Here is a 16361-nt window from a genome sequence, read left to right on the forward strand (position 1 = left end):
CGGCTTGCCGGTCATCGCCGTTACTGGCCTGCGGGCGGAGGCGAAACTTGCGGCCGGCCCGCAAATCATCGTCGTGTCCGGCGGCGGCGATGGCGTCGGCTTGGCGCGCGCGCTGGATACGGCCGCCGCGAACAAAGCGTCGGCCATTATCAGCTTCGGGGTCGCGGGCGGTCTGGCGCCAGGCCTTGTTTCGGGCTCGTCCCTCGTCGCGCGTTCGATCGTCGCTGAAGGCGGCGAGCGCTTCTATGGCGATCCGGTCTGGTCGCGCCGGCTTTCGGCGGCGCTCGGCGGCGCGCCGATCGTCGATATGGCCGGCGTCGACGCCCGGTGATCGACCACGCGGCCAAGCGCGCTCTGCATGTCAAGACCGGCGCATTCGCCGCCGATATGGAATCGCATATCGCGGCGCGCGCCGCCGCCCATAAGCTTTCCCTTCGCCGCCTTTCGGGTGGTGGCCGACCCCGCGGAGCGGCGGCTGCCGCATGCGGCGCTCGTCGGCATGCAAGCCGACGGCACGCTCGCCTTGAAGCCGTCGCGCGTTCGATCCTGCGCGATCCGCGCCAGGTCCCGCAGCTCCTCCAGACCGCGCTCGATGCGCGCGCGGCCTTCGCGGCCCTACTCCGCGGCCGAAAGATGCTGGCCGGCGCTCTTGCTTTCACCGAGTTCCGCGAGCTTGTTCTCGACATGCCGGCCGAAGACGTAATCGGCGGGTCGTTGCCGGTCTAGCGGGATGTCCGGGGCCATTGGGCCTTGCGTGCGAATGCCTTGCAAGGCGACGCCGAGCGCCTGCAGAGGATGGCTGAACGCGTCTTCCACGGCGGTCGCCTCGAAGCCGCAATGCACCATGCAGTCGGCGCATTTTTCATAATTGCCGGTTCCGTAGGAGTCCCAGTCGGTCTCCTCCATAAGCTCCTTGAAGCTCGCCGCATATCCTTCGCCGAGAAGATAGCAGGGCCGCTGCCAGCCGAAGATGGTTCGCGTCGGATTGCCCCAAGGGGTGCACTGATAGGTTCGATTGCCGGCGAGAAAATCGAGGAAGAGCGTCGACTGGAAAAAAGGCCACGCCTTTCCGCCCTTGCCGCGCGCGAAAATTTGCCGGAACAGATTCTTGGTTTTCTCCCGATTGAGGAAATGCTGCTGATCGGGCGCGCGCTCATAGGCGTAGCCCGGAGAAACCGTGATCCCCTCGACGCCGAGCGCGGCGGCCGAATCGAAAAACGCCGCGACCCGGTCCGGCTCCGCCGTATTGAAGAGCGTGCAGTTGACGGTGACCCGGAATCCGCGCCGCTTTGCGAGCTTCAGGGCGTCGAGCGCGCGCTCGTAGACGCCGGCCTGGCACACCGATTGATCGTGCATCTCGGCGTCGCCATCGAGATGAATGGACCAATTGAAATAGCGGTTCGGCGCATATCGATGCAGATTCTTCTCCAAAAGCAGGGCGTTGGTGCAGACGGTGACGAATTTCCCCCTTGCGATGGCGCCGGCGACGATCTCCGGCAGATCCTTGTGCAGCAAGGGCTCGCCGCCAGCGATCACGACGACGGGCGCGCCGCATTCATCGATTGCGGCGAGGCAATCGGCGAGCGGCAATCGTTGATTGAGGATCTTGTCCGGATAATCGATCTTGCCGCAGCCCGCGCAAGCGAGATTGCACCGAAACAACGGCTCGAGCATGAGAACGAGCGGAAAACGCTTGCGGCCGGAGAGCCGCTGGCGAACCACATAGGCGCCGATTTGAGCCATTTGAAGAAACGGTATGCCCAATGTCTGCTCCTGGAAGTTGACGCCGTTCGCCGTAGCCGGACCCGATCGCGTGGAGCCGTCTTGCGACCAGCGAGATTGGGATCGGCTTCTGATTTTGATTGTTGGCCGGACACGCAGGCCATGGCTTAAGCTAACAGATGAACATTTTCGGCTTCAATGGAAACAAGAAAATGCGCATCAAATTTCTTTGTCGCGTTTTCTTGGGCGCCGCCCCTGCGCGCCTAGCCCGAAAATCCTTCGGATCGATGGTTGGCGAGACCTGCCGTGTCCAGGACTTGCCGAGTCCGGGGGGTTTTACTTGATCTAGCGATTCGCGCTTTTGTAAGGCCGCTTGGCGAGGCTCCGGCCGCGAGACTCAATGATCGTCAAGTTCGGGCGGGAGCTTGAATTCAATATTTTCCTCGACCCCGGGCAACATCGACAATTCGAGCGGGCCGAGGCCGCGCAAGGCGTCGATCACATCCTCGACAAGAATCTCCGGCGCCGAAGCGCCGGCGGTAAGGCCCACGATCTTCGCCTCGCGCAAGAATTCGAGATCGAGCTCCGTCCTGTCCGCGATGAGAAAGGTCGGCACCCTGGCTTCCGCGCCGATTTCGCGCAACCGGTTCGAATTCGAGCTGTTTTTCGCGCCGACGACAAGAATGACGTCGACCAGCTGACTCAATTCGCGCACGGCGCTTTGCCGATTCTGCGTCGCGTAGCAAATATCCTTGGTTTCCGGGCCGACGATGTCGTTGAACCGGCGCTTCAGGGCGGCGATGATGCATTTGGTGTCGTCGACGCTCAGCGTCGTTTGCGACACATAGGCGAGCGGCGTATCGGCGGCGAGGTCCAGCTTGTCGACGTCGGCTTCCGATTGCACGAGATGGACCGGCCCAGGAATCCGCCCCATCGTGCCCTCGACCTCCGGATGGCCGGCGTGGCCGATCAGCACGACCGCTCTGCCCTGTTGCACGTAGCGCTCGCCTTGACTATGGACTTTGGCGACGAGGGGACAGGTGGCGTCGAGGACCGGCAGCCCGAGAGAGGCGGCTTCCTCCTCGACCGAACGGGCCACGCCATGGGCGCTGAAGATCGTGCGCGCGCCGGATGGGACCTCGGCCAGATTTTCGACAAACCGGGCGCCCTTCGCTTTCAGCTTCTCCACGACATAGCCATTATGGACGATTTCATGCCTCACATAGATCGGCGCGCCATATTTTGTGAGAGCTTGTTCGACGATTTCGATCGCGCGGACGACGCCGGCGCAGAATCCGCGAGGCTGAGCCAAGATTACCTTCATGAAATTTGCCTAGCGTCGAAGCCAATGTGCCCTTACAAGCAGGCGATACGTTCTTTAATCTCCTTGTCCAGCTTGTAACGATGACAATGACATTGTCAAACAACTCGCCCATCCAGAGCCGAGGGCCTGTCCAGAGCCACGCATATCGTAACGAGCTGCAACGTAGACGTTTAATCTTATCTGACCACACTATTGGTTAACAATGCCTTGGTCAGGCGCTTTTTTGATCGGCGACAGCAACGCATGATTACACACGAAGACAGCACGGAGAAAGCGCCGCCGCCGGAACCGACGGCATCAGGAGCGATCGCGAAATCGATTGTCGCGATCGTGACGACATGCAGGCGTTTCAAATGGATCGTGCTCGCATTGGCAATAGTCGTGACAATTGTGTCGGCTCACTATGCCGTGACGCATTTCAAGATCAACACGAATACCAATGACTTTATTTCAGCCAAACTTAAATGGCGGCAAAACCTGCTTGAGCTGGACAAGGCTTTTCCTCAACGCAAGGACCTGATCCTCGTCGTGATCGACGGCGCGACCCCAGAACTCGCCGAGGCCGCGGCGCGCCGATTGACCGATAAATTGGCGACTCGCCCCGATCTTTTCGAATCAGTCCTGCGTCCCGACGGCGGACCTTATTTCAACCAGAACGCCCTGATGTTCTTGCCCGTTCCCGCCCTTCAACGCACGATGGACGGGCTTTACAAGGCGCAACCATTCCTTGGCGCGCTTGTTTCGGACCCGAGCCTGCGCGGGATCATGGACGCCTTCGCTTTCATCAACCGCGGCGTTCGGGCGAAGGCCGGAACGCTCGACGATTTCGATCGGCCGATGGTCGCCCTTGCGGATGCGTTCGACAGCTTGCTCGCCGGCCGGCCGACCTTTTTTTCCTGGCGCAGCCTTATGACCGGTGAGGCGCCGGACCCACGCGAGCTGCGCCGCTTCATCGAGGTCAAGCCCCGGCTTGACTACGCGGCTCTCAAGCCGGGCGCTGTTCCGTCGGATTTCATTCGCCAGAGCGCAATTGATCTCGGCCTAGCCCCGGCGACCGGCGTGAAGCTAAGGCTGACCGGCGTCGTGCCCCTCGAAGACGAAGAATTCGCCACAGTCGAACAAGGCGCGGGCGTCAACGGCGCCGCGACCGCCTTGATCGTTCTTTTCATCATCTGGCGCGCCCTAAAATCCAAGCGAATCGTTCTTGCGGTCGCGTTGAGCGTCGTCGTCGGCCTTGCCGCGACCGCCGCGGTCGGACTCTTGATGGTCGGGGCGCTCAATCTGATCTCGGTCGCCTTCGCCGTGCTTTTCGTCGGCATCGGCGTTGATTTCGGCATTCAGTTCAGCGTTCGCTACCGCGCGGAACGTTACCAGGAGCCCAATTTCGACAAGGCCCTCAAGCGGGCGGCGGCGAAGGCCGGCCGGCCTTTGGCGCTCGCCGCGACGGCGACGGCGGCCGGGTTTTACTCCTTCCTCCCGACTGATTATCGGGGCGTTTCCGAATTGGGCCTCATCGCCGGCACCGGCATGTTCATCGCATTTTTTTCGGCGATCACAGTTTTGCCCGCGCTGCTCGCCCTGCTGCGCCCGCCTGCCGAACAGGAGCCCGTCGGCTATAAATTCCTGGCGCCGGCCGATGATTTCATGGCCCGGCACCGCTATGCGATCGTCATCGGGACCTTGACCGTCGCCTTGGCGGGGACGCCCTTGCTGCGTCATCTCCATTTCGATTTCAATCCGCTCAACTTGCGCAGCGCCAAAGTCGAGTCGGTCTCCACCCTGCTTGATCTGATGCAGAACCCCGCCACGGATCCGAACACGATCGACGTGCTCGCGACTTCGCTCAAGGACGCCGAGCCGCTTGCGGCGCGCTTGCGGAGTCTGCCCGAGGTCGCTCAAGTGACCACGCTGCAAAGCCTGGTTCCCGATGATCAAGACGAAAAGCTGGCGATCATTCACCGCGCCGCCACGGCTTTGGGGCCGTTGCTCGATCCGCGCCGGGCGAGACCTGCCCCGACCGACGCCGAGGATGTGGCGGCGATGAACCGCGCCGCTGATTCCTTCGCCGCCACGGCGGGAGACGCGGCAGGAAAAGGCCCCGACGACGCCCGCCGCCTGGCCGCGCTGATCCGCAAGATGGGCGCGGCGCCGCCGAACAGCCGCGAGGCCGCGCGCGCCGCCTTGCTGCCCGGTCTCGACACGATGCTCAGCCTCTTGCGCACGTCCCTGACCGCGCAAAAGACGACGATTGCGTCGATTCCGCCCGATCTGGCGCATAACTGGGTGAGCGCGGACGGCCGGGCGCTGATCGCCGTCGCTCCGAGCGGAAACGCGAATGACAACGCGACCCTCAAGCGCTTCTCCCAGGCTGTTCAGGCGATCGACCCCAGCGCCACCGGCCAACCCATCGCCATTCAGGAATCCGGCAACACAGTCGTGCGCGCCTTCATCGTGGCGGGCGCCTGGGCGCTGTCTTCGATCAGTCTGCTTCTCTTGATTGTGCTGCGCCGGATCACCGACGTGCTTTTGACCCTGGTGCCTTTGCTGCTCGCCGGAGTCGTCACGCTCGAGATCACCGTCTTGATCGGCTTGCCGCTCAATTTCGCGAATATTATCGCTTTGCCTCTGCTTCTCGGCCTCGGCGTCGCCTTCAAGATTTATTTCGTCATGGCTTGGCGCGCAGGCACGACGAATCTCCTGCAATCGAGCCTCACCCGCGCGGTGTTTTTCAGCGCAATGACCACGGCGACGGCTTTCGGCAGCCTCTGGCTCTCAAATCATCCGGGAACGTCGAGCATGGGCAAGCTGCTTGCCCTGTCGCTGGTCTGCACGCTAGCCGCCGCGATATTGTTCCAGCCGGCGCTGATGGGGCCGCCGCGCCACGTCAACGCGGCGGGCGAAGGCGCTTGAGTCAAAGCCAGTCGAGGGGGATTTTGGGTAAGGACGAGCCCGGGGCTGCAGGCTGAGACGTCCTGCGACTCAGCCGCAGCCCGGGCTAAGCCGCTTCCAACCCCAGGCTGCGGCCGATGCCGTTCACGCTTTAATAGCGGCCGTTTCCGCTACGCTCGTCCGAGCTGGAGCGGCCCTCATTATTTTCTTGACGATTGTACTCATTGCGCTTGTGAACACCATAGGCGCAGCCAGCGGCGGCTCCAACGCCGCCATGGCCCACAAAATGGCCGGCTATGCCGCCAACAATCGCGCCTTTGATGCAACCGCCCGGCCGAGCCTCCGCGGGCCCGACGGCCGAAAAGGCGGTAGCCCCGACAAGAGCTGAAACAAAAAGCATATTTCTCATGAACGTCTCCTTTGGCCAGCAGAACGACCAAGGAGACAGTTGGTTCATATCTCGAACGCGCCAATCGGGGTGGGGAAAGCGAGGCTAGCGCAGCCGAACCCTTCGGCGTCTCAGCTATTTTCCGAAGCGTGCAGGCAATTTCCGGAAACGGCTCTCAGCCCTCCGGCTTTGCCTTTTCCTCCATCCGCGCCTTGAGCACCGCCAATTTCGCGAAAGGCGAATCCGGATCGGGCGCGCGTTCGTGGCTTCTCTTTTCGCCGCCGCCGAACTGACCGCCCCGTCCGCGCCTGCGGTCATCCCCGGCGCTTCGCGCCGGCGCGCCGTCGTCGCGCCGATTGCGCGGCGGACCCTCGAAGCGCTCTCTCGGCTGGCCGCGGCCCGGCTGGCGTCCGTTCTTATGGCCATTTTGGCGCTTTTCGTCGGCGCCGCCGACCGCCGCCTCGGCCGGCGCCTCGCCTGCGGCCCTGTTTCCATCCTGGCTTCGTTCGCCGCGGCGCTTGTCGCGCGCATATCCGGCGCCGGCGTGGCTGCTTGCGACGCAGCGCCTTCCGAAGATGCCTCCGCCGCATGGCTCCGCTGCGGCTTCCGCCCGCCGCGCGCCTCGGGCCGACGCGCGTGATGCTGTTGCCGATGCGGCCGCCAGACTTCGATCAAGACCGGCTCGGCCGGCTCGGTTTCGGTCGCCTCGCCCGGCGGATTTGCTTCGATCGGAGCTTCGGCCGGACTTTCCGGCTGAAACCAGAACTTCCGACAGGCTGGCATCCCCGACGCCTCATCCGGCTCTTCCGACTCAGCCGCCGCAGCAGCGCTTGGCGCGGGAGCTGGTCGTCAAGCGCGGGTTCGCTCGCCGCCACCGGCGTTTCCGCCGTGAACGCCGCGCCGGCGTCAGCCTCGGAGCCTTGTGCGTCGGCCGGAGTCTCCTCGCTCGGCCTCTTCGGCTTCGGCGACAGGAGTCGGGCCGGCGTCCGAGTCAGGCTCCGACGCGCCCTCGGCCTCCGATTTTGGCGGCGCGACCGGTTCGGTCGCAGCCATGGGGAGCAAAGGCGCGGTGATCGCGGGGCCCTTGCGGCGATCGAGGACATAACCCAGCGAGCGCAGGATCGAGGCGAAGCTCTCGCCCGAGCAGCCTGCGAGCGAAGTCATCGCAACCGTGACGACGAAGCCGTCGCCATCGGCGGTCCCGGGCGGCGGCTCGCCGGGCGTCGAGCCGGGACGATAAGATACAGCCGGGCGGATCAGGTCGGCGAGGCGTTCGAGTATGTCGATCCGCACCGCGCGGTCGCCGCAGACCCGAAATCCAGCGGCGCGATAAAATCCCTTAGGGACCTCCTTGTCGGCGACGAAGGAGGTCCGGCCGGACGCGGCGAGATGGGGAACGTCATCAAGGCCTTTGACCTCATCGACGCCGCCATGTTTCAAAGCCCAGAGCTGCGCTGCGAGCGCGCGCGGGGCGGGCTTGACCAGATTGGGAAGATAAAGGTGATAGGCGCCGAAGCGGATGCCGAATTTTCGCAAGGCCGCGCGCGCGTCCTGCGGCAGGGCCTTGACCTCGTCCGCGACCCGCGTCCGTTCGAGCACGCCGAGCGCTTCGGCGACCTGGAAGGCGATGCCGCGGGCGATCCCTTCGAGCCCTTCGCCTTTTTCCAGATCGGCAAGCGGCCCGAGCAGCTTCTTGACATGCTGCGCCAGCCAGAGCGCGAGTCGCCGCTGCACCTTTTCAAGCGCTTCGCCGGTCAATTGCTCGTCTGAGAGAATGCGCAGGCTTGGCTCGAGCACATGCGCGCCCGCGCCGATTTTCGCGACGGGTTCGCCGAGCCAGCGGATGATTCCATCATTGGCGAGAACGAAAGCTTCGTCGACGGCCTCGTGCACGCGGGTCGCGCGGCCTTCGATCTCGCTCACAAGCGCCTTTTGCGCCGCGGCGTTGAGGGCCTTGGCCGCCTCGCCCGCCGCCTGCGGATCCGCGGTGAAGCGAAATCCATTCAGTTGGCCGACGTGCTGGCCCTCGACCATCACGTCGCCGCTTTGGGTGACTTCCGCTTCCAACATGGCGTTCTCTCTCAAGCGGCGCATCAGCACGCTCGTCCTGCGGTCCACGAACCTTTGGGCGAGACGTTCATGCAGAGCGTCCGATAATGTGTCCTCTACCTGACGCGTGACGCCCTGCCAATGCTCTGGATCGCGCAGCCAGTCGGAACGGTTGGCTATAAACGTCCAGGTCCGGACCTGGGCGATCCGCGCCGACAGGGCGTCGAGATCTCCATCGACGCGGTCAAGGGCGCCGATATGGCGGGCGAACCAATCGTTCGGGATGCGGCCCGCGCGCACGACGAATCCATACACCGACAAGACCAGCTCCGCATGCGCGGCGGGCGAAAGCTTTCGATAATCCGGGATTTGGCAACATTCCCAGAGCCGCGCGACATCGGCGCGGGTCTTGGCCTCCCGCATGACTTTTTCGTCGCGGGCGGCGATGTCGAGAACCATTTGATCCTCGGCGAGCGGCGCGCGGGTGAGGCCTTGCTCCTTCGGCAGAACGTCAAGGGAGGCGGCGAGATCGGCGATCGAAGAAAAATCCAGATCCGCGTTGCGCCATTGCAACATGCGCACGGATTCGAAACGATGGTCCTCCAAGGCTTCGACCAGTTCGGCGTCGAAAGGCAGGCAGCGGCCGGTCGTGCCGAAGGTGCCGTCGCGCAGATGACGCCCCGCCCGGCCGGCGATCTGGCCGAATTCCGCCGGATTGAGGCGGCGATATTGCCAGCCGTCGAATTTCCGGTCGGCCGCGAAGGCGATATGATCGACGTCGAGATTAAGTCCCATCCCGATGGCGTCGGTCGCGATGATGTAATCGACGTCGCCGCTCTGGAAGAGCTCGACCTGGGCGTTGCGCGTGCGCGGCGAGAGCGCGCCGAGGACGACGGCCGCGCCGCCACGCTGGCGCCTGATCCATTCGGCGATCGCATAGACGTCTTCGGCGGAGAAAGCCACGATGGCGCTGCGGCGGGGCAGGCGGGTCATCTTTTTATCGCCGGCGAAGCTCAGGGTGGAGAGACGCGGCCGCGAGAGAATCCGCGCCCCCGGCAGGAGCTCCTGAACGGCGCGCTGCATCGTCGCCGCGCCGATCAGCAGGGTCTCATCGCGGCCCCGGCGGTTCAGGAGCCGGTCGGTGAAGACATGGCCGCGATCGAGATCGGCGGCGAGCTGAATTTCATCGACCGCCACGAAAGCGAGATCGAGGTCGCGCGGCATGGCCTCGACGGTCGAGATCCAGTAGCGCGGCGACTTCGGCTTGATCTTCTCCTCGCCGGTGACGAGGGCGACCGCGTCGGCGCCAACCCGCTCCACACAGCGATTATAGACCTCACGCGCGAGAAGGCGCAGCGGCAGGCCTATCATCCCGCTCGGATAGGAGAGCATGCGCTCGATCGCATAATGCGTCTTGCCGGTATTGGTTGGACCAAGCAGAACGCTGACGCCTCTGGCGCGGTCCATCGGATGCAGTCTGGCGGCCGGGAAGGAAATGTTCATTGGTTAATCGACCTGGGAAGAACGTCGAAGGATCGCGCTGGCGGCGATGGTGAACTCCCCTCATGCGCGGCGAGCAGGCGGCGCGCTTGCGGGTTCGGTCGGAGACGTTGCAACTTCTTGATTTGCGGTCGGGTTCCCCCCGTTCTTGAGCGGCAATGAGCCGCGAATTCATGGCCTTCCGGCGGCGCGCCAGCCGCGGCCCTTCCTCGGCGCGCGGCGTTCCCTCTGTATCACAATGGCGCGGGGCCGGGCAGCGTTCTTTACCTCTCGAACGGGAGACGAACGAATCACGCCCGAATCGCAGACCGCAACGGAATCCGTGTTTGTTCACCACCAAATGTTGAGTGGCTGCACAAAGGACCTCCTATTGCTTGAGAAAACCTCCATTTTCGCGCCAAGCTGGCGAATCCCTGCGAGCCATTGCACGCGGACTCGGATGCGCGTTTCTGTCAACCGCCCATGGATCGGCAAAACGCAGAATCTCGCCCAAGGGCTGTCGCGAGAGCCGTCGGTCGGCGACAAGGGCGCCCGCTCCCTTGAAGAAAATACGATAAAACAAAGACCTAGAGAGGTTTTTCGATTCTATGAAGGGCGACGCGGCGCCGGCGCGGGAACAGCTTTGCAATTAATCGTTCGACACTGTCTCCACAGTCACGCGCGCGACCCCCGCGCGGCGAAAGCCGAGCGCATTGGCGGCGCCGGTCGAGACGTCGACGATTCGCCCCCCGATATAGGGTCCCCGGTCATTGACCACGAGCACCACCGAACGATGATTTGCGAGATTGGTGACGCGAAGATGCGTGCCGAAGGGCAGCGAGCGATGGGCGCAAGTCATATGGCCTCGCCCCCCATAATAAGACGCCTTGCCGGTCCAGCTTTGAGCCTGCGCAGTCGCGGCGGAGGCAAAAATGAACAGAAATATAGTGATGGATTTCGTCAATAATCATACTCCATGCCACAGCGTTTATTCGCTCAACGCGGCGAATAAAGCGCTCATTGCATGGATTATGTGAGCAAAGCTTGGCAATATATCTAAGCGATATTAGAGTATATTTCAGCCTTGATTTGCAAGTAGTAATTTCTATATTTATTTCGTCACATATTTGTAATCTACATATCCAGGCGAATGTGAAGGCTCTTTGCTTCCTCGCGATATGTGGCGCTTATGTCATGCAGCCCCGCAAATCGCGGCGCCGGACGCTTTTTCCCTTGCCGCGAGCATCGAGTGCATGAGTTCATCAATCATCACTTGACGCCAGAAAAGGGGCCCACATGTTCGCCAAGCGCATTCCAGGATCGGCTCTGATTGCAATTTCGACGATTTTGGCCGGGCTTTCTCCGCAAGCCGCGGGCGCGGCCGATCTTCCTGTCGTTCCGGCGCCCGTTTTCGTGGCGGCGGGCGTGAACTGGGATGGCTTTTACGCCGGCATTCACGGCGGCCTCGCCGTCGGTTCGACGACCTGGAGCAATCCGACCGGTTATTTCGCCGCCGATCGTGGCCTCGCTGTGCCGCCGGACGTCGCCGCCAATAGCGCGCAAAGCGGCCTCATCGGCGGCCTGCAAGTCGGCTACAATCGCCAATTCGGGGCCTTTGTTTTTGGCTTTGAAGCCGACGCCTCCTTCGGTCCGCTCAACGGATACGCCGCCTGCGGCGCCGTCGTCGGGCTGGCGCCAGCCGAAGCCGCCTTCCCTGTGGACGCCTTCATGCGCGGCTCAAAAGACCCTTGTCACACCAGCATTGGCGCGCTCGCCAGCGCAACGGGCCGTTTCGGCTACGCCTTCGGGCGGACGCTGATTTTCGTGAAGGGCGGCGTCGCCTATAGCTCCGAGCAATATGACGTCATAAACCCGGATAATTTCCCAGCCAACCCCGCGCAGGCGAGCGCCGACCGCTTCGGCTGGACGGTCGGCGTCGGCCTCGAATATGCGCTCGGCGGCAATTGGTCCGCCAAAGGCGAATATGACTATTATGATTTCGGAACGCAGACGATCGGCTTCACCGTTCCAGGCTATCCGACCTTCAACAGCTTCTCGATCCGCCGCGATCAGCATCTCGCCAAATTCGGCCTGAACTATCGCTTCGCCGACACCGGCGGGGGCGCCGATATTTCGGCTCCGGCGCCGGCCTTCGTCAACGACATCACTGGCGAGTTCGGCGGCCGCGTCGGCTTCTCGAACGGGCGCTACCAGGACAATCTGTTCGGCTTCGGTTCAACCGCGGAGCGCGTTTCTCGCCTGACCTGGCCCAATCAGACCGGCGTTTCGCTGGAGAGCTTCGCTCGCGCCGACCATATTTCAGGCCTCTTCGCCAAGGGCTATTTCGGCGGCGTCGATCTGCTCGGCAGCCACATGAACGACGAGGATTTCCCGCCCGGCACTAATCCCTATTCCAACACGCTCAGCAAAACCGAGCGCGGCCGTGATTTCTACGCCAGCGCGGACCTAGGCTATACTTTCCTGCGCGGCAACACCTGGAGGATCGGCGGGTTTCTCGGCTTCCACTATTATAGCCAAATCATGAACTCTTACGGTTGCACGCAGGTCGGCGGCGGCGATATTTGCGAGCCGGGCGCAACCGCCGGCAATGCGCTCCTGCTCAGCGAAAATGAGCGTTGGCGCGCCGCGCGCGTCGGTCTCGGCGGCGACGTCATGCTGACCGACCGCTTGAAATGGTCCGCCGAAGCCGTCTGGTTGCCCTATATGACGTTCCAGGGGACGGACAATCACTGGCTGCGCTCGGACATCAATCCCCTCCCCCAATCGGGCCATGGATTCAACGGCTTCCAGGCCGAGTCAGTTCTCTCTTACGCGCTGACCGAGCGGATCGACGTCGGCGTCGGCGCGAGATACTGGCTGTTTCAAGCGCAGCATGGCTTTACGCAATTCCCTGACGCCGCCATGTGGCAAGCGACAACCTTCACCTCGATGCGCTATGGCGTCTTTGCGCAGGCTTCCTACAAGTTCGGCGATGTCGCCGCGCCGCCGGTAATCGCCAAATATTGAAGCCCTGTTGACGGCGCCGGCGCGCCGCCCGACGCGGACTCGGCAATCGAGTCCGCATCAGGCCGGCGCTGCGGGATTGCCCTGATCTTTGCCAGAGTGGCTCTTACGTCACTCGGTCTGAGAATCATCTGGCCGGACGCTTTTTTGACTTGCCGGGCGCGACGAGTGCGTGAGTTCATCACTCGTCAGCCGAAGCCTTGAAAAGGGGCTCACATGTTCGCCAAGCGCATTTCAGGATTAGCTCTCCCCACGATTTCGATGATCTTGGCCGGGCTTTCTCCGCAAGCCGCCGGCGCCGCCGATCTTCCCGTCGCGCCGCCGCCGGTTTTCGTGGCGGCCGGCGTGAACTGGGATGGCTTCTACGCCGGCTTTCACGGCGGCTTCGCCGTCGGTTCGTCGACCTGGAGCAGTCCGACCGGCTATTTCGCCGCCGACCGCGGTCTCAATGTGCCGCCTGACGTCCCGGCCAATGGGGCGCAGAGCGGCCTACTCGGCGGCTTGCAGCTTGGCTACAACCGCCAATTTGGGGCGTTTGTCCTCGCCTTCGAAGCCGACGCCTCCTTCGGCCAGCTCGATGGATATGCGGTCTGCGGCGCAGTCGTCGGGCTCGCGGCTCCCGCGGCCACCCCTTTCCTGCGGGGTTCCGGCGATCCTTGTCACGCCAGCACAAGCGCGCTCGCCAGCGCTGCGGGCCGTTTCGGCTACGCCTTGGGGCGAACGCTGATTTTCGTAAAGGGTGGCTTGGCCTATGGCTCTGATCACTATTCCGTCGTCAATCCGGCCGCCTTTGCCGCCAATCCCGCGCAGGGGAGCGCCGACCGCTTCGGCTGGACGGTCGGCGCCGGCCTCGAATATGCGCTCGGAGGCAATTGGTCCGCCAAAGGCGAATATGATTATTATGATTTCGGGACGCGGACGATCAGCTTCAACGTCCCGGGTTATCCGGGCTTCAACAGCTTTTTGGTCCGGCGCGATCAGCATCTGGCCAAATTCGGCCTGAACTATCGCTTCGCTGACGCCGGCGGCGGCGATGTTTCCGCCCCCGCGCCGGCCTTCGTCAACGACGTCACCGGCGAGTTCGGCGGCCGCGTCGGCTTTTCGAACGGGCGCTTCCAGGAATATCTATACAGCCCATCCAACGCGCAAGAACTCGTCTCACGTCTGACTTGGCCTAATCAGACCGGCATATCGCTCGAGAGCTTCGCCCGCGCCGACCATATCTCGGGCGTCTTCGCCAAGGGCTATTTCGGCGGCGTCGATCTCTTGGGCAGCCACATGAACGACGAGGATTTTCCACCCGACACCAATCCCTATTCCAACACGGTGAGCACAACGTCGAACGGCCGCGATTTCTACGCGAGCGCGGACCTGGGCTATTCTTTCCTGCGCGGGAGCAGTTGGAGGATCGGCGGGTTTCTCGGCTATCATTATTATAGCCAACGCATGAATGCGATCGGCTGCACGCAGATTGGCTCCGCGGCTACAAAGGGCTGTTCCGTGCCGCCAAATACGCTCTTTCTCGGCCAGACCGAATATTGGCAGGCCGCCCGCGTCGGTCTCGGCGGCGACGTGCTGCTCACCGATCGCTTGAAATGGTCGGCCGAGGCTGTCTGGCTGCCTTATATATCTTACCTCGGCAAGGACAATCACTGGCTGCGCGACAACATCAATCCGCAGTATGACCATGGTCATGGCGTCAATGGATTCCAAGCTGAATCGGTTCTCTCTTATGCGCTGACCGAGCGGATCGACGTCGGCGTCGGCGCGAGATATTGGCTGTTTCAAGCACAGCATGGCTCAACCAATTTCCCGTCTGGAGGCGGCCCATCGCCGGAGTCCTTCACCTCGACGCGCTATGGGGTCTTTGTCCAGGCTTCCTACAAGTTCGGCGAGGTCGCCGCACCGCCGGTCGTCGCCAAATATTGAAGCCCTATTGACGCTTCGGCGTCCCCGCCCAGGCCGTCCAGCTCGCGGACGGGAGCCAGCCCAAGGCGAATCAAAGTTTGGGCGGAATGCGCCGATCTCCGAATAGTTGCGCCAAAATCGCTTCGATCATTCAGCAGGTTGTATGCTGTCCAGAAGGCGCACCCATGAGTCGGGCAGGCCATGGGGCCTCGATGCCGAACGAGGCGCCGGTCATCCGCACGATCGCCATGCCCGCCGACACCAATCCGGCGGGCGATATTTTTGGCGGCTGGCTGATGTCGCAGATGGATCTGGCGGCGGGCAGCGTCGCCGCCAGGATCTCGCGCGGCCGCGCGGCGACGGTGCGCGCCGAGGCCATGGTGTTTCACAGCCCGGTCTTCGTCGGTGATGAGGTGAGCCTTTTCGCCCGCGTGGTCGGGCGGGGGCGAACGTCGTTGCGAATCGAGGTCGAAGCCTGGCGCCGCGCGCGCGATTGCGAGGTCAGCACGAAGGTGACGGAAGCCCTCTTCGTGTTCGTCGCGATCGGGGAGGACCGCAGGCCCCGGCCGCTGCCGGAGTGATCCGCATTCGGTGTGTGCCGCCGATGGATGAGAGCGGCGAACAACCTGGACTTCATGACTTGACCTGAAGGAGCGTGCCGATCGAGGCGGCTATATTGTTGCAAAGTCGTGAATCATGTGGATACAGCTCGACAAGCTTGTACAGCTAGAGAATTAGCGCGGCGAGATCACGTAAGATGAGCGAACTTGCCGATTCGACGAGTAGACTCCCAGTTTCGTTCCTCCGGCCTTTAACTTGGAATCTCCGACTCGGTGTGCTCCAGTAATTAACCGATGGGTAACCTAGTTAAATACAGGTTTAGTTCTGCAAACAAGGGACATCGGTTGCAATAGAAAGCAATCCACGTGACTCCAAGATTTCAAGCAATTATCGTAGCTCTATCCTTAAAATACGAGCTTGAGTTATGCAATCGCGATCTCGTGACCGTAACAGCTTCAATAAAGAGATGGTGCAAGCGAGGCATGCACGGCAAACGAATGGTATCGATGATAGTAGTCACCGAAGAATCCATTTCTGAATTAGGCGTTCGGCTCCGCACCGTTATAGACGATGCCGACTCCATTGAAAATTTCTGGCTTTTGCTTGCGCCGAAACCTGAGGACGTTTTCGGGCGGTTCGGGAATATGGACCCGGCTGTCCATCGGATCAGAGAAGCCTGGGTCGAGGCTTGGGAGAGGAGCAAGCCGCAGGACATGCGCGAGGCGCAAAGGCGAAACGCCAGACTCAAACAACGGAAACCATACCGCTAACGCAGCACAATCGTCGAGGTGACGATCAAATCGCGCTGTGTGCGGGAACTTTCGTAGGATTCGAACTGCCCAAAGCGCGTTCATTTAAAACCTCATTCTAACTTTGAGACTATGAATCACGCCGCGTGACTTGACTAGAGGCACAAAAGGAGTCCGTGCAAAAAACGAATCAAGCTCTCCATGTTTTAAACCGAGTAACTGCTACGCGGGGACGATTGCACGGCCTGCGGGCGTGTATTATGCGTGA

10 protein-coding genes and 1 pseudogene are annotated in these 16361 nt (G+C 62.3%); 5 read left to right on the top strand and 6 right to left on the bottom strand.

The window, feature by feature from the left end:
• The first annotated feature begins 4 nt into the window (after positions 1–4).
• Entirely contained in the window at positions 5–331 is a 327-nt protein-coding gene (locus RZS28_RS07260) for a hypothetical protein (protein ID WP_407340656.1), read from the top strand.
• 284 nt (positions 332–615) lie between these two features.
• Here RZS28_RS07260 and hpnH read toward each other — a convergent pair whose 3' ends face one another.
• Both hpnH and ispH read right to left on the bottom strand, forming a co-directional pair.
• Positions 616–1764, bottom strand: coding sequence for an adenosyl-hopene transferase HpnH (gene hpnH / locus RZS28_RS07265; protein ID WP_407340657.1), 1149 nt, complete (start codon positions 1762–1764; stop codon positions 616–618).
• Between the two features lie 355 nt (positions 1765–2119).
• A complete protein-coding gene (gene ispH, locus RZS28_RS07270) occupies positions 2120–3046 on the bottom strand; it encodes a 4-hydroxy-3-methylbut-2-enyl diphosphate reductase (protein ID WP_407340658.1) in 927 nt (308 codons plus the stop codon).
• 243 nt (positions 3047–3289) lie between these two features.
• Between ispH and RZS28_RS07275 the strand changes: the two genes are divergently transcribed.
• Entirely contained in the window at positions 3290–5956 is a 2667-nt protein-coding gene (locus tag RZS28_RS07275; RefSeq protein ID WP_407340659.1) for an MMPL family transporter, read from the top strand.
• Positions 5957–6086: 130 nt separating this feature from the next.
• Here the strand turns inward: RZS28_RS07275 and RZS28_RS07280 are convergent, their stop codons facing one another.
• The 3 genes and pseudogenes from RZS28_RS07280 to RZS28_RS07290 form a co-directional block, all read right to left on the bottom strand.
• Positions 6087–6344 carry a hypothetical protein gene (locus RZS28_RS07280; RefSeq protein WP_407340660.1) on the bottom strand — a complete coding sequence of 86 codons (258 nt, stop codon included), beginning with the start codon at positions 6342–6344 and terminating at the stop codon, positions 6087–6089.
• Positions 6345–6522: 178 nt separating this feature from the next.
• Positions 6523–9875 (bottom strand): annotated as a pseudogene (locus RZS28_RS07285) (helicase-related protein); the annotation flags it as partial.
• A gap of 625 nt (positions 9876–10500) precedes the next feature.
• On the bottom strand, positions 10501–10815 hold the full coding sequence (locus RZS28_RS07290; protein ID WP_407340661.1) for a septal ring lytic transglycosylase RlpA family protein: 315 nt from the start codon (positions 10813–10815) through the stop codon (positions 10501–10503).
• Between the two features lie 332 nt (positions 10816–11147).
• On the opposite strand from RZS28_RS07290, the gene RZS28_RS07295 reads away from it, so the two are divergent.
• From RZS28_RS07295 to RZS28_RS07305, 3 genes are all read left to right on the top strand, one after another.
• The gene (locus RZS28_RS07295) at positions 11148–12878 is read left to right on the top strand and encodes an outer membrane beta-barrel protein (RefSeq protein WP_407340662.1); all 1731 of its coding nucleotides are present in this window, start codon (positions 11148–11150) and stop codon (positions 12876–12878) included.
• Between the two features lie 213 nt (positions 12879–13091).
• Positions 13092–14804: an outer membrane beta-barrel protein gene (locus RZS28_RS07300; RefSeq protein ID WP_407340663.1), complete on the top strand. Its 1713-nt coding sequence runs from the start codon at positions 13092–13094 to the stop codon at positions 14802–14804.
• A gap of 164 nt (positions 14805–14968) precedes the next feature.
• On the top strand, positions 14969–15364 hold the full coding sequence (locus tag RZS28_RS07305; protein WP_407340664.1) for an acyl-CoA thioesterase: 396 nt from the start codon (positions 14969–14971) through the stop codon (positions 15362–15364).
• A gap of 519 nt (positions 15365–15883) precedes the next feature.
• On the opposite strand, the gene RZS28_RS07310 is transcribed toward RZS28_RS07305, so the two are convergent.
• Positions 15884–16198: a hypothetical protein gene (locus RZS28_RS07310; protein ID WP_407340665.1), complete on the bottom strand. Its 315-nt coding sequence runs from the start codon at positions 16196–16198 to the stop codon at positions 15884–15886.
• Positions 16199–16361: the final 163 nt, after the last annotated feature.

The organism is Methylocapsa polymorpha (assembly GCF_045689225.1).
Lineage (GTDB): Bacteria > Pseudomonadota > Alphaproteobacteria > Rhizobiales > Beijerinckiaceae > Methylocapsa > Methylocapsa polymorpha.

Excerpts from the sequence above, each read along its gene's own strand:
- RZS28_RS07280 (WP_407340660.1), bottom strand. The coding sequence starts at position 6,344 with ATGAGAAATATGCTTTTTGTTTCAGCTCTTGTCGGGGCTACCGCCTTT.
- RZS28_RS07275 (WP_407340659.1), top strand. The coding sequence starts at position 3,290 with ATGATTACACACGAAGACAGCACGGAGAAAGCGCCGCCGCCGGAACCG.
- ispH (WP_407340658.1), bottom strand. The coding sequence starts at position 3,046 with ATGAAGGTAATCTTGGCTCAGCCTCGCGGATTCTGCGCCGGCGTCGTC.
- RZS28_RS07295 (WP_407340662.1), top strand. The coding sequence starts at position 11,148 with ATGTTCGCCAAGCGCATTCCAGGATCGGCTCTGATTGCAATTTCGACG.
- RZS28_RS07300 (WP_407340663.1), top strand. The coding sequence starts at position 13,092 with ATGTTCGCCAAGCGCATTTCAGGATTAGCTCTCCCCACGATTTCGATG.
- RZS28_RS07305 (WP_407340664.1), top strand. The coding sequence starts at position 14,969 with ATGAGTCGGGCAGGCCATGGGGCCTCGATGCCGAACGAGGCGCCGGTC.
- RZS28_RS07310 (WP_407340665.1), bottom strand. The coding sequence starts at position 16,198 with ATGAACGCGCTTTGGGCAGTTCGAATCCTACGAAAGTTCCCGCACACA.